The organism is uncultured Brachyspira sp., assembly GCF_934747485.1.
Taxonomy (GTDB): Bacteria; Spirochaetota; Brachyspiria; order Brachyspirales; family Brachyspiraceae; genus Brachyspira.
The window spans coordinates 1-14,169 of record NZ_CAKVGN010000021.1 but is presented as its reverse complement, the minus strand read 5'-3'; the positions used below and the strand labels follow the sequence as shown (position 1 = coordinate 14,169).

Below are 14,169 nucleotides of genomic sequence, written 5' to 3'. Positions count from 1 at the left end.
CACTTGTAAGGTATAATTTATAATATCTTGCAAGTGAATAAACTATAAAAAAGAAGGAAAATGATGCCTCAAATAAATGAGAGTAATGACAAAAATCAGCAAAACTTATCTTCTGATAATAAACCTAAAAAAGTAATTATCAATAAAAAATCCAATAATTCTAATAATACAGAAGAAAGTCAGGCGAGTGCTACTGTAAAAAAAGTAAAAAAAGTCGTTGTAAAAAAGATTATCATACATAAAGAAAAACAAGATTCTGCAAAAACAGAAAATGTACAAAATGCAGAAACAAAAAAACCTTTCAACAATAACAACAAATTTAATAACAGAGAAAATAATAATGTAAAAGATAATAGAGAAAGAGATAATAGAAGTTTTAATAAAGACTCTAATAATAATAGAGATTTCTCTAAAGATAAACAATATAAAAACAGTCAAATTACTCCTCCTCCTGTAGAAGAGGTATCATTTAAAAAAGATAATAAGAAAGACAATAAAAAAAGAGATTATGAGAAGAAAGAAAAAGAATACGATAAAAAATCTTCTCAAAAAGATTCTAAAGCAGAAGCTGCTCAAAGACAAGAGAATAAAATATTTAATAAGATGCAAGCTAAAAAACTTCAGCAAGAACAAAGACTTGCAAGTGTTGAAAAAGAAATCAGCATAATGGAGACTATTACTGTTGGAGATTTAGCTAAAAAAATGAATTTAAGAGCTTCAGACATAATATCTAAACTTATGGGTATGGGTACTATGGCTAGAGTTAATGATATAATAGATTCTGATACTGCTACAATTATTGCTGATGATTTTGGATGTAAGGTTAATGTTATATCATTACAAGAAGAAGCTACTATAGAGATAAAAGAAGATAAACCAGAGGATTTAAAACCTCGTCCGCCTGTTGTAACAATTATGGGACACGTTGACCATGGTAAAACTTCACTTCTTGATGCTATAAGACATAGTAATATCACTTCCAAAGAAAGCGGCGGTATTACTCAAAATATAGGTGCTTATAAAGTAAAAATCCCAAGCGGAGAGATAGCTTTTATTGATACTCCGGGACACGCTGCATTTACCATGATGAGAGCAAGAGGAGCAAAAAGTACCGATATAGTAATACTTGTTGTTGCTTCTGATGACGGTGTTATGCCTCAAACTTTAGAGGCTTTGAATCATGCTAAAGAAGCTAATGTACCTATTATTGTTGCTGTTAATAAAATGGATTTGCCTAATGCTTCTATGGATAAAGTTAAGGCTGCTTTATCTGAACATGGTCTTACTCCTGAAGAATGGGGAGGAGATACTCAATATATTGGAGTGAGTGCTTTAACTAAACAAGGTATTAATGACCTTTTGGAAGCTATTATACTTCAAGCTGAAATGCTCGAATTAAAAGCTAATCCTAACAGAGAGGCTATTGGTATTGTATTAGAAGCTTCGCTTGACCAAGGAAGAGGTCCTATTGGTACTGTATTAGTTCAAAATGGTACTTTAAAAATTGGAGATTATTTTGTTTGCGGACTTTCTGTGGGTAAAGTGCGTGCTATGGTTAATGATTTAGGTCAGAGAGTAACTAAGGCCTTACCTTCTACTCCTGTTGAAGTTTTGGGTTTTGAGAAGACTCCTGAAGCTGGTGAATCTTTCAATGTTATGCTTGATGAAAAAGAGGCTAAAGCCATAGCTGATAAGAGAGTACAATTGAAACAGCAAGAGGCTTTGAAGGCTAATGTTAAAGTTACTTTAGAAAATCTTTATGAAAAAATAGCATCAGATGCCATGAAAGAGTTTAAGGTTATAATTAAAGCTGATGTTCAGGGAAGTGCTGAGGCTTTAAGAGATGCTCTAAACAAAATACAAAGTGATAAAATTCGTTTCGTTTCAATATATAGTGCATCAGGGGCTGTTACTGAAAGTGATGTAAACTTAGCTCATGCTTCTAATGCCATAATAATTGCATACAGAGTTCGTCCTTCTGGCAAGGCAAGAGAGTTAGCTGAAAAACTTGCTATACCTATAGAGAGATACGACATCATTTATGAAGCAATAGAATCTATACAAAACGCTATGAAAGGTTCTCTTGAAAGACTTAAAAAAGAAGTGGATATTGGCACTGTTGAGGTTAGAGATGTATTCCATGTCCCTAAGGTTGGCACTATTGCGGGTTGTTATGTAACTAGCGGTAAAATAGAAAGAAATGCCGGTGTTAGAGTGATGAGAGATAACGTGCTTATTTATACTAGCAAAATCTCTTCTTTAAGACGTATTAAAGATGATGTTAAAGAAGTTGCTAGCGGATATGAATGCGGTGCTTCTATAGAAAATTTCAATGATATTAAAAAAGGCGATTTATTAGAAATATTTAAAATTGAAGAGATTGCACAAGAACTTTAATATTTGTTGTGGAATATTAAATGACTAAATACACTTTTTATAGGTATTGTCAATTTTGAATGAGTTTTATTATCGTCATCATATATCTCTAAATACTTTGTAGGCTCAAGTCCTATATTGTATAGTCTAAGGTCGCATAAAGCTAATCCAAAACCTGCACTTTCGCTATTGTCTAATTGTTCTAAGAAAAAACTCTCTACCATGTTATTATTATAATATTCTTTAAAAGTTAATCTCTTACTGTCTATTCTCGTACGGCCAAGTATAATAAGCGGAGAATCATTAACAACATCAAACTCTATATTGTTTTTTGTAATGCGGATAAATAATTTTATAATAAATTTTTTCTTAGTGCTTTCATTTAATAATAAAATATCATTATAAAAATTATCAATATCTATATTCTTATTAGAAGATATAATTTTATTTTCATATTTTAAAATACTTTTTAATTTTTCTCTGCTATCATCATCTCTAAATATATCTGAATATTTTTTCATTATTTCGGGGTTAGTATAATATTCATCTAAAGAATAATTAGGATACATCTCACTAAGTATTTTTAAGCTAATTAAATGCAAATATCTCGCCTTAACAGCGTTGCTAATAAGCTCCATTAATATATAAATAACATCATCATAATATTTTTCTATATTATATTTATTTAATATCTTATTTACTAATAAAGCGATTTTATCTTTCGTAATATAATCAACAAAAAGAATATCAAACTCAATATTTGTCTTTTTTAAATATTCTTCTATATTATCAAAAAAATCATCATTTACCATTTTTAATTAATAATCTCTTTTGCAACGCGTTCTAATACATTTTTATCACCAAGTAATTCTCTCACCCTAAGTAAATTAGAACTAGTTTTATTATAATATTCTTTATCTGTTAAATATTTTATCATATGGCTGCTAATAGCATTTGGATTACAATCCCTCTGAAGAAGCTCAGGAGCAGCCTCTTCATTAAGCATAACATTAGGCATGCCAACATATTTAATATTAGTAAAAACCTTACCAAGCAGAAAAGTTAAATGCGATATCTTATAACATATAACCATAGGTTTTCCATAACAGGCAGCTATTAAACTTGCAGTACCGCTCGACATTATAAGAGCATCAGAATATATATAAATATCATCTTTATTTTCTACAATAGAATAATATACACCATTCAATAAATCTTTATAATCATTAATAATATTCTCTATAGGTTCTCTATATTCAGGATAAGCAACAGGAATAATAAATCTTATATTTCCAAATAGCATATCATTAAGTATCTTCATAGATTTAATAAACACAGGAGCAAGTTTTTTAATCTCTTGATATCTGCTTCCAAATAATACACCAACAGTATACTCTTTTTTATCCATATTTAATGGAGAAACTTCTCTATTATAATTAATATCTGCAAAAGGATGTCCGCTATAAACAGCATTACAATTATATTTTTTATAAACATCATAATCGAATTTAAATGGAGTTATTATCTTTTTAGCAGATAAAAGCCTTTTAGCATTCCATTCACCCCATATACCCACATGCGGAGGAAAATAATAAATATAAGGAATATTATTTTTTCTACAATATTTAGCTAATATGAGATTAACTCCTTGATTATCCACAAGAAGCATAATATCAACTTTATTATTTTTAAGATACTCTTTTAATATATTAAAAGCTCCAAGTTTTTTGAAAGCAAATTTAGGATTAATACCTTCAAATATACCCATAGTGGATAGTGTTGACATATCAGACAAAATATTAACATTAGCCTTCTTCATCTCAACACCGCCAAATCCATCTATTATAGTTTGAGGTGCTATTTTTTTTATCTCATTTGCAATCAAGGCTCCCTGAATGTCGCCAGATACTTCTCCTGTGGCTATAAAGATTCTCATATATTATCACACTGTTTTTCTTGGAGTTATTCCTCTTTTAGACTCTGATATAAAAACAACTATCTTTTTAGCTATATCATTTAAACTATCATCATCTAAATATCTATCCAAAAACTCTTGCTTTGTTTTATTCCAATTAAACCACATATCATAAGCCTCTTCAGCCTGACTAATCTCTTCAGAAGTAAAACCCGCTCTTCTCATACCAACTAAATTAAGTTTATATATAATAGCCTCACCTGCATGAGCAGTTAAAGCATATGGAAGAATATCCCTGCCAACCGCAGACATTCCGCTAATCATAGCATATTCGCCTATGGAACAAAATTGATGCACAACACAGTTCCCTGAAATAAAAGCTCCCTTTCCAACCTTCACATGACCCGCAACCAAAGCACCATTACATATAATAACATTATCATTAATCTCACAATCATGAGCAACATGCCCAGTAGCCATTATATAACAATTATTTTTTATAATAGTTTTTGCATTTTCTTTTGATGCTCTATGCAAATTGGCAAACTCTCTTATCTCATTATTATCACCAATCTCTAAAAATGTAACAGTATTCCTATCAAAATGTATATCTTGAGGTAAATCGCCTAATACAACATTATCATGAATAATATTGTTTTTTCCTATATTAGTATATTCTTTTATAACACTATGAGCACCTATTACAGTGTTTTCTTCTATAGTTACATTGCCTTCTATTACACTATAAGGTCCTATTTTTACATTGTCAGCTATTTTAGCAGACTCTGAAATAATAGCAGTTTCATGTATATCTTTTTTCATTTTTGTTATCCAATTATTTATTAATCTTCATAGCTTCTTTATCTACTAAAAACAATCCTAAATCGGCAGAACAAGCTAAACTATCCCCTACCCTAACTTCACCATGAGTCTTAAGTAAAGTTCCATTAAAAGCTTCAACAGTAACAAACATATCCATTACATCTCCCGGTATAACAGGATTTTTAAACTTAACATTATCTATCTTAGCAAAAAACATAAACTTATTGCCAATCTCTTCAGGCTTTAAAAGCTTCATATAGCAATATATACCAGAAGTTTGTGCCAATGCTTCAACCATTAAAACACCGGGCATTATAGGGCTTTCTGGAAAATGACCTGTAAATTGAGGTTCATTAAAAGTAACATTTTTTAGAGAATGTATTTTACCTTCTTCTATGCTTATTACTTTATCTACAAGCAAAAAAGGATATCTATGCGGAAGAAGCTCCATTATTTTAGTTATATTAATATTTTCCATTTATCATTACCTTTTTAAAAAAATTCTTCTTATAATATTATATAATGATAACACAATATTAACTAAACTTCAAGCAATTTAAAACTTTCTTTTTAAAAATATAGCCTTATGCGGACATAATTCCTGACAGCAATAACAAGTAATGCATTTATCATAATAATATTCAGGAGGATAATTTTTACCCTTTTTATCAAAGTTTAAAGCCAAAGGCGTAACAGGACAAACCTTAACACATACTCCGCATTTTACACATTTATTTTTATCTATAACAGGCTTAGGTATAATAAAAGAAAATAACCTTTTTACCATAGGAAAATTGGCAAATTTCATTAAACTTCTTCCTATACCTATTCTCTTATGAGGCTTTTTAAAATCAATAACTTTAACACTCTCTATATCATCGCCCAAAACTTCTATATCATCTTTGTTAGAGAAATTATGTTTAAATCCCATTTTTATAGTAGGTATATTATTATAATCAAAAGATATAATCTTTGAAGCAATATAATCTAAAGCAACAGCATCAGTAGAAAATAGCAAAGCATTCACTTTTCTTGGATTTCCGCTTCTTGGTCCATTACCTTCCATAGCAAGTATAGCATCCATTATATATAATTTTGGGCTAACATATTTATTTAAGTCCAAAAGCATAGTAGAAAAATCTTCAAAATCAGGAAGCTTTAAATGATATTCTGCCTTTCTAAAACCGGGTATGCATCCAAATTGGTTTTTTACAGCACCTGTCATTACAGTTAAAGCATGAGATTTTAATTTAGGCAAACTAATTATAACGTCAGCCTCTGTAACAGGCTTTGCCACAGTAAAATTCTTCTCTTGAACACCATCAGGGAAATTAACACCAACAGGCTCATCAAAATCAGCATATTCTATATTAAGTCTGCCCGCAACCTCATCAATTCCAGCCTTCAAAGCAACACTGCTGCCCTTCCCAACACCGGGTGAATCGCCATAAGAAACTCTACACCCCTTCTCTTGCAAAATTGATGCTATAGCCTCAAAAACTACAGGATGCGTTGTTACAGATTTATCAGCTGTTTCTGCCGCTAATAAATTAGGCTTCAATAATACCTTATCATTATTATGAACAAATAAATCTATTCCTCCAAGTAAATCTATACCTCGGTTAATGGCAGATTTAACCATATCTAAATCATAATTATCACATTTAATTATAACTACTTTACTCATTTAGTCCCTTTATAATATAACGATTTTTTAATAAATATTAAGAATAAAAAATTATAAGCTTTAAATTAATAACTATTCAGAAACGCCATGCATCTTTCTGTCAAAATCTTTTTTAATTCTGTTAAACTTATCACGAGTTCTATTTAATGCAGAATCCATCTTACTAATAGCTCTTTGATTTGCACTATATAATCCTAATGACTTTCTTGCATAAGGTATCATTTCATTCTTACTTACAGAATCTGAATTAATTAATCTTACTATAGAATTATAATAACCTTCATTACCTGCTATCATTCTATTCTTTTTCATTTCCAAAGCATTAATATCTTTTTCACCATTATCTACATCTGTTAATGATACAGCAGAAACTAAAGTAATATCATTATGAGAAATATCTTCCATAGCAGAAATCAAACCTTCTATTGTAGAAATAGAATCTTGTCTTGCATTTTCCTCACCCCTATTTAAAAATACTAAAGGGTCTGTATCACTTCCTTGCTTTACTACTCTATTATTTCCGTCAAAACCAGCTATATAAACCTCTCTGGGATTAAGAATCCTTTCATCATTATCGGTATAAACACTAACTTTAATATTAACAGGAATTACTATAGTAGAACCGTCTTCAGAAAAAGCAAACTCAACTTTAGATGCTGTATTATCAAAACCAACAATAGAAGAAACATTTGCTGTATGTACCTGATAATTATTTTCTATATTAACAGTAAAATATCCATGAAGTAAAGATAATGATATATAAGAATTTTCATAAGAAGAATCATTAACCATCATCATACTATTTTCATTTAATAAAATAGTACCTATATTATTTCCATTTTCCAATACAGTAATCTCTGCAGTTGTATTACTTTGTGTAGTTAATTTATATCCTTTATGTATTTCGCTACCTCTAAAAACTCTTAATGATTTATCTGATTTTTCTATAAAAGCAACTCCAGATATACCTGTAACTCTAAAAGTTATATCTTGAGAAAAAAGCATATTACTACTAAAGAGTATAAATATATTCAATAAAAGCACTGTTATTATTTTCATACTCAAACTCCTCGGCAAAATACAATGCTTCGCCAAGTAATTTAATTGTATACACTCGAATAAAAAAAGTCAATAGCTGTAAAAAATCAATTTTTTATATTATGTTTCCTATAGAAAAGAAATACTATTAATTTTTAATAACAAATTAATATAAAATTTAATATTATAAATTAGCTATCTTTATAAACTCATCTGCTTCCATTATCCCTATACCTAATTCCTGAGCTTTTTTCAGCTTGCTTCCTGCTTTCTCTCCTACTATCAAAATGTCTGTATTTTTTGACACCGCAGACTGAACACTAGCTCCGAGTCTTTCAGCTGTTTCCTTTGCTGAAGTCCTTGTGAAACCTTCTATAGAGCCTGTTATTACAACATTCTTTCCTGTGAGTGGAGATTCTACAGTTGTAAGCTTTTCAAACACAGGATTAACACCGGCATTAATTAAATCTTCTATTAATTTTAATGATTTTTCATTGTTAAGAAAATCATAAATACTTTTGGCACTTATTTCACCTATACCCTCAATATTTTGTAAGTCTTCAATAGTAGCTTTTTTAAAATTATCTATTGATGTGAAATATTTAGCAAGCAAGTCGGCAGTAGTCTCTCCCACCTGACGAATACCTAAAGAATATATAAATCTTTTTAAAGTAGTGTTTTTACTGTTTTCAATAGATTCAAGCATATAAGATGCTAATTTTTCTCCCATTCTTTCAAACTTAAATAAATCATCTCTTGTTATTTTATAAAGGTCAGCTGGAGTTTTAACAAGTCCGCTTTTTGTAAATACTGCAATCCACTCTTTACCTACTCTCTCCATATTCATAGCAGGCTTTGAAACAAAATATTCTATATATCTTGTAATCTTACTCGGGCATTCATCGTTTATGCATCGCACAATCACATCGCCGTCAGTAATAGCAGTATCTCCTCCGCATACAGGACATTTTTTAGGAAACTCAAAAATTTTGCTCTCTGAAGGTCTTTTCTCTAATACCACTCTCACAATTTTTGGTATAACGTCTCCCGAACGTATAACTACAACAGTGTCTCCTATTCTTATATCTTTAGATTTTATTTCATTAGGGTTATGAAGAGTAACATTTGAAACAGTAACCCCTCCAACTTGAACAGGCTCTAATTTTGCAACAGGTGTCAATGCACCAGTACGTCCAACTTGTACTTCTATGTTTTTTAAAATAGTTTCTTTTTCTTCTGGCTTAAACTTAAATGCAACCGCAAATCTTGGAGCACGTGATAAAAAACCTAATTTTTCCTGATACTTAACATCATCAACCTTTATTACAAGCCCGTCAATCTCATAATCCATTTTGCTTCTGTTTTCTTGTATGCTGTAATAAGTCTCTAATACTTTTTTAGCTTCAATATTTGGATGAACTCCCTCAACTGTAAAGCCTAATTCTGATAAAAACTCCATTGATTTATATTCATTAGTTAAATCAAAATCTTTGTAATTTGCAATCTGATAAGCAAAGAATTTTAATCTTCTTTTTTTACTTTCAGCACTGTCTAATTGTCTTAATCCGCCTGATGCCGCATTTCTTGCATTAGCAAAAGGTATCTCTTCAAGCTCTTCTCTCTCTTTGTTTAAGATTTCAAAATCTTTTTTGGTTATTAATGCCTCTCCGCGTACAATTAGTTTTTTTGTCTCCTTTATGTTTTTAGGAACATTGCTTATCATCTTAACATTATTAGTAACATTTTCCCCAACCTGTCCGTCTCCTCTTGTGCTTGCAACAGTAAGTTTTCCTTTTTCGTATATTAACTCTAAAGCAAGTCCGTCAAATTTATTTTCAACAGTGTATTTAATATTACTTGTATTAAGTTCTTTTTGCATTCTATTATCAAACTCCAAAAACTCTTCTTCATTCATAACATTAGAAAGTGAATACATTGCAATAGGATGCTCAAACTTCTCAAACTTTTCAAGTATAGTGCCTCCTACTTTATTTGTGGGGCTGTCTTCTTTTTTTAATTCTGGAAACTCTCTCTCAAGATTTTCTAATTCTCTAAAAAGTTTATCATATTCATAATCTTCTATTTCAGGGTTATCATCTGTATAATAAAGTTTATTGTGATAGTTGATAGTTTTAGTTAATTGTTCAATTTTTTGTTTAGCTTCTTCTAAGTTCATCATTTACCCCTTAGAGCATTTAAAATTTATTGTAATTTATAATAGTTTTATTATAATATAAAATGGTTTGAATTCAATACTTAAATTATTAGGAGATAAATATGGTATTAGATTTGCCTTCAACATTAAAAAAAATATAGAAAATATTGCTAAAGAAAAAAATATATCAGAAAATAAATTAATAGAAAATGCTATCATAGAATATTTAGAAGATTATTATGATTATAAAATTATTTTAGAAGCAGAAGATAGACTAAAAAATGAAGAAGAGTTATATTCTATTGATGAAGTAAAAAAAGATTTAAATATAAAATAAATATTATAAAAACAGCTAAAAAATCTTTAGAAAAATTAGATAGAACTATTCAAAAAAGAATATTGGCATTATAGAGTAGGAGATTATAGAATTCTAAGCAAAATTATTGATAATGAATTAATTATTATGGTTATAGATATTGGACATAGAAAAAACATTTATAATGATTAATTTTCTATGCCCATAAAACATATAAACTTATTTACTATAATCAATACCATTTTTAGACAGAACTCTATACCTACACCGTCATTTTCTTTTGCAAGCTTTATCAAATATTTTTCCATTTTTGTTTTTTATATAGTTGTATTTGTTTTGATTATACTACAAATTTAAAATACCAGAAAAATAAACATTCTAGAGGGTGGGGAGTGTAATTAAATTTAAAAACTTTTATTACATTTCCATATTTTTTATATTTTATAATTTCATGTATAACAAATCAATAATTTATATTATTAAACAAGATTGATATGCAAAGTATTAAAATTTATCATTTTTTTTAAAAGCGGTAAATATCTTAATATTCCAATAACTCCCCATCTATTCTTAAAATAATCCGCATAATTATAGCTATTTATAAATCTTATATGACTACTTAATTTTTCTATATCTGATGGTACATCTAATCCCCATCTAAATACAGCATTTGTTTCTTTTACTGTTTCATGATGTTTTGTATTTTTAGCTGCAATTGTAGGTATAATATCAAATATAAAATGACTGTTAATAAAATTCTCAGATAATTTTTCTATTAATTCCCTTATATAAGTTTCTTCTATATACATCAAAACACCTTCAGATATTATTATTACAGTACCTCTTACTTTAATATTTTTTATCCACCTATAATCTAATATAGACGATGATATGCATTCATAATTTTTATTATTTTCAAGTTCTGAAAAAAACTGTTTTCTCAAAGAAATAACATCTTCAAAATCTATATCATACCAATATATGTTATCTTTTATAAATCTAATTGCCCTTGTATCAAGCCCTGCTCCTAAATTAATAATAGTAAAACTTTCTGACATGCTTTTTTCAATAATATCTTTTATTATATCATCAATTATTTTTGTTCTTATACAAGTACCTACTTGACTTCCTTTGGAGTTTTTAAACTTTGAAAAATCATAATCAACTTTATTTAATATATCTATAGATTTAGAATCTACTATAATAGCATCTTTTCTTTTACTCTCCTCTGCTTTTGCCCATAATGTAATTAATAAAGTTTCAGATACACCATTTAAATTAATATTCATAATATAATCTCCTTAAATGTTAGAATGCTCTAACTTTTTTAAAAATTATATAACTTTATATGTTTTTTGTCAAATATTATTAATAAAATAACTTACAGCCACACTTTATTCTATAATAAATAAATTTTAAAGTTTAATATAAACTATCTTTATAACTTATTTAGAAATTGCTGCCCCCGCCCAAGCATTAATTAAATTTATTATTTTCTTAACTGTTTTGTTAAAAAATATGATATAATAATTTTAAATAATTTATTATTTAAGGAATAAAATAATGTCATATTCAAAACTCACAGTAAAAAATTTGGGAAAGATTAAAGAAGCAGAAATAGAACTTTCCGATTTAGTTTTATTTATAGGTGACAATAATAGTGGTAAAAGTTATTTGATGACATTAATATATGGATTTGCAAATTATTCAGAAGAAATCGTAAATATTTTATTTCAAGATAAAGATTTTTTATTTAATTTAAAAGAGTACAAAGATATAGAAAGTATTATAAATAAGCATTTAGAATATAATAAAGAAAATTATTCTAAAATAGTAGAAGCAAAGAATTATTATTTTATTAATACTACTAAAAATCGAAATATATTTTGTGAAGAACAAACATTAGATGAAACATTTTTTTTATCATTGGAAGAATTAAAATTACTTAATGATTTATTTAATTTACTTATTAATAAATATAAAGAAAAAATATTGAAATTTATATTTAATGATATTGATAATTTACTTAATTTAGATTATCTAAATTTAGACATATATAAACCTGATTTTAAAATTTTATTAGAACATAACAGAAAAATAAGTATTTTATATAAAAATCATATGAATGATTATTCAATATCTGGTAATATTCCCAATTTTAGTACATTAGATATTATAATGATTGTTTTTTCTAGTATAACAAAATATATATTTAATATTTATTATAACAAAAAAATATTCTTACCAACATCAAGAACAGGTTTTTTCTTATCTTATAAAGAATTAGCTAAACAATCTATAACTTCTGCATTTAATATTGAAAATCAAAAAATTAAAAATTTATTTCAAAAACCTATTAGTGATTTTATAAATAACTTAATTGATTTGTCAAAAGAATATAAAATAAACGAAAAATACACAGATATGATAAAGATATTTCATAATATGATTCAGGGAAATATTGAAGTTAATACTGAAACAGGAGGATATTATTATAAGCCTAATAATACAGACTTAAAAATCCCGATGTATTTAAACTCGGCAGTAATTACAGAAACAGCACCATTATATTTATTTTTAAAATATGCTAAAGATATTGGAACTATTTTTATAGAAGAACCTGAAATGTCTTTGCATCTTAAACTTCAAAAACAAATGGCTAGAATAATTATTAATTTGGTAAATAAAAATATAAATCTTATGATATCTACTCATAGTGATACTATTTTAGAACATATAAATAATATGATTAAACTTAATTCTATAAATGATAAAGATAAAAAAGATAAAAAAGATAATTTATTAAAAAAATATTCCTACACTGAAAATGATATTATAGATATTGAAAAAATAAGAATATATCAATTTAATACAGATAAAGATAATACAACAAATATAATACCATTAAAAGGAAATAAAGAAACAGGTTTTTATATAGAAACTTTCCATGATTATATCAATGAAGCTTCAAATGAATATGATGAAATTACTGAGAATATTTAAAAAGGTATTTAATTGTTATGGAAAATTTTGAACAACTTTATGATATTATTGATAATAACATGTGCAAATTTATTTTATTAAATAAAGATGATATTTTTAATATTAAAGATAAAAATTCTGAAATGGAAATAAATATTAAATTAAGATATAAATCTATATGTTCAAAAGATATAGAAGGAGAAAAGAAATTTAACCATTTAAAAATAAAAAAATGTGCTGATGCTGTTATCATAAGAAAAAATAAAAATAATAATTTAGATTTGCATATAATAGAACTAAAAAAAGATATTCATGATGATAAATTAACAAAATTTTCAGATCAATATTTTGGGGCTTATTTAAGAATAATATCTGTTTTATTAAATGAATTAAAGATAGAAAATATTTATTTATATTTAATATATGATAAATTATTAAAAGCTGAAAATATTGATAGTACAAATAAGAATAAGAATATAACATATAATAGAGATTTATTTTATCAATGTAAAATATATAATTCTTTTCATTACCTCAATATATCATTTTTTGATTTAAAAATATTAAATATTATAAAATACAATTTACAAGATAATACAGACATAGTTATTTAAACTTAAAATCTACAAACCGCACGCATAGTAAATATTAGATATATAATTGATTGATAAAATCAAATTTAACCTATCATTAAAAGTTAGTTTACCGTGCGTTAATGATATTTTTATTGATAATATATTAAACATAAAATTAAAATATATTGCAATAGCAATATCTGTGGCTCCTAAACAATTTGTTTTTTTATTTTGTTTAGGAGCCATACATATTGCACGTTTTTTAGTTTAAAAAAAGCAGGTATTCCTTATAATTTAATTAAC

General features: G+C 27.0%; 13 protein-coding genes. 5 read left to right on the top strand and 8 right to left on the bottom strand.

The genetic code is table 11. The features are described 5' to 3' along the window. Positions 1–63: 63 nt before the first annotated feature. Positions 64–2,397 (top strand): translation initiation factor IF-2, encoded by a 2,334-nt coding sequence (gene infB, locus Q0H31_RS05490; protein WP_295296253.1) that lies wholly within the window; start codon positions 64–66, stop codon positions 2,395–2,397. On the opposite strand, the gene Q0H31_RS05485 is transcribed toward infB, so the two are convergent. The 7 genes from Q0H31_RS05485 to ligA form a co-directional block, all read right to left on the bottom strand. After that, on the bottom strand, positions 2,394–3,188 hold the full coding sequence (locus tag Q0H31_RS05485; RefSeq protein WP_295296228.1) for a hypothetical protein: 795 nt from the start codon (positions 3,186–3,188) through the stop codon (positions 2,394–2,396). The genes infB and Q0H31_RS05485 overlap by 4 nt on opposite strands. Positions 3,189–3,190: 2 nt before the next feature. After that, positions 3,191–4,312 carry a lipid-A-disaccharide synthase gene (lpxB, locus tag Q0H31_RS05480; RefSeq protein WP_295296227.1) on the bottom strand — a complete coding sequence of 374 codons (1,122 nt, stop codon included), beginning with the start codon at positions 4,310–4,312 and terminating at the stop codon, positions 3,191–3,193. A gap of 6 nt (positions 4,313–4,318) precedes the next feature. Beyond that, positions 4,319–5,113, bottom strand: a complete 795-nt coding sequence (gene lpxA / locus Q0H31_RS05475) for an acyl-ACP--UDP-N-acetylglucosamine O-acyltransferase (RefSeq protein WP_295296226.1) — start codon at positions 5,111–5,113, stop codon at positions 4,319–4,321. 13 nt (positions 5,114–5,126) lie between these two features. Then, positions 5,127–5,591, bottom strand: a complete 465-nt coding sequence (fabZ, locus tag Q0H31_RS05470) for a 3-hydroxyacyl-ACP dehydratase FabZ (protein WP_295296225.1) — start codon at positions 5,589–5,591, stop codon at positions 5,127–5,129. Positions 5,592–5,669: 78 nt separating this feature from the next. Then, positions 5,670–6,800: a DUF362 domain-containing protein gene (locus Q0H31_RS05465; RefSeq protein ID WP_295296224.1), complete on the bottom strand. Its 1,131-nt coding sequence runs from the start codon at positions 6,798–6,800 to the stop codon at positions 5,670–5,672. Positions 6,801–6,872: 72 nt separating this feature from the next. Further along, positions 6,873–7,859: a hypothetical protein gene (locus tag Q0H31_RS05460; RefSeq protein ID WP_295296223.1), complete on the bottom strand. Its 987-nt coding sequence runs from the start codon at positions 7,857–7,859 to the stop codon at positions 6,873–6,875. 163 nt (positions 7,860–8,022) lie between these two features. After that, complete coding sequence (ligA, locus tag Q0H31_RS05455) at positions 8,023–10,014, bottom strand: NAD-dependent DNA ligase LigA (RefSeq protein WP_295296252.1); 1,992 nt, start codon at positions 10,012–10,014, stop codon at positions 8,023–8,025. A gap of 67 nt (positions 10,015–10,081) precedes the next feature. On the opposite strand from ligA, the gene Q0H31_RS05450 reads away from it, so the two are divergent. Continuing rightward, a complete protein-coding gene (locus Q0H31_RS05450) occupies positions 10,082–10,330 on the top strand; it encodes a DUF6290 family protein (protein ID WP_295296222.1) in 249 nt (82 codons plus the stop codon). 39 nt (positions 10,331–10,369) lie between these two features. Further along, a complete protein-coding gene (locus Q0H31_RS13225) occupies positions 10,370–10,501 on the top strand; it encodes a type II toxin-antitoxin system RelE/ParE family toxin (RefSeq protein ID WP_331709038.1) in 132 nt (43 codons plus the stop codon). 287 nt (positions 10,502–10,788) lie between these two features. Here the strand turns inward: Q0H31_RS13225 and Q0H31_RS05445 are convergent, their stop codons facing one another. Continuing rightward, positions 10,789–11,598 (bottom strand): class I SAM-dependent methyltransferase, encoded by an 810-nt coding sequence (locus Q0H31_RS05445; protein ID WP_014933734.1) that lies wholly within the window; start codon positions 11,596–11,598, stop codon positions 10,789–10,791. A gap of 274 nt (positions 11,599–11,872) precedes the next feature. Between Q0H31_RS05445 and Q0H31_RS05440 the strand changes: the two genes are divergently transcribed. Both Q0H31_RS05440 and Q0H31_RS05435 read left to right on the top strand, forming a co-directional pair. Next, positions 11,873–13,312, top strand: coding sequence for an AAA family ATPase (locus Q0H31_RS05440; RefSeq protein ID WP_295296221.1), 1,440 nt, complete (start codon positions 11,873–11,875; stop codon positions 13,310–13,312). A 17-nt stretch (positions 13,313–13,329) separates the two neighbouring features. Beyond that, entirely contained in the window at positions 13,330–13,905 is a 576-nt protein-coding gene (locus Q0H31_RS05435; RefSeq protein ID WP_014933732.1) for a hypothetical protein, read from the top strand. Positions 13,906–14,169: the final 264 nt, after the last annotated feature.

Coding starts and splice junctions, on each gene's coding strand:
- infB (WP_295296253.1), top strand. CDS start 64: ATGCCTCAAATAAATGAGAGTAATGACAAAAATCAGCAAAACTTATCT.
- Q0H31_RS05485 (WP_295296228.1), bottom strand. CDS start 3,188: ATGGTAAATGATGATTTTTTTGATAATATAGAAGAATATTTAAAAAAG.
- lpxB (WP_295296227.1), bottom strand. CDS start 4,312: ATGAGAATCTTTATAGCCACAGGAGAAGTATCTGGCGACATTCAGGGA.
- lpxA (WP_295296226.1), bottom strand. CDS start 5,113: ATGAAAAAAGATATACATGAAACTGCTATTATTTCAGAGTCTGCTAAA.
- fabZ (WP_295296225.1), bottom strand. CDS start 5,591: ATGGAAAATATTAATATAACTAAAATAATGGAGCTTCTTCCGCATAGA.
- Q0H31_RS05465 (WP_295296224.1), bottom strand. CDS start 6,800: ATGAGTAAAGTAGTTATAATTAAATGTGATAATTATGATTTAGATATG.
- Q0H31_RS05460 (WP_295296223.1), bottom strand. CDS start 7,859: ATGAAAATAATAACAGTGCTTTTATTGAATATATTTATACTCTTTAGT.
- ligA (WP_295296252.1), bottom strand. CDS start 10,014: ATGAACTTAGAAGAAGCTAAACAAAAAATTGAACAATTAACTAAAACT.
- Q0H31_RS05445 (WP_014933734.1), bottom strand. CDS start 11,598: ATGAATATTAATTTAAATGGTGTATCTGAAACTTTATTAATTACATTA.
- Q0H31_RS05440 (WP_295296221.1), top strand. CDS start 11,873: ATGTCATATTCAAAACTCACAGTAAAAAATTTGGGAAAGATTAAAGAA.
- Q0H31_RS05435 (WP_014933732.1), top strand. CDS start 13,330: ATGGAAAATTTTGAACAACTTTATGATATTATTGATAATAACATGTGC.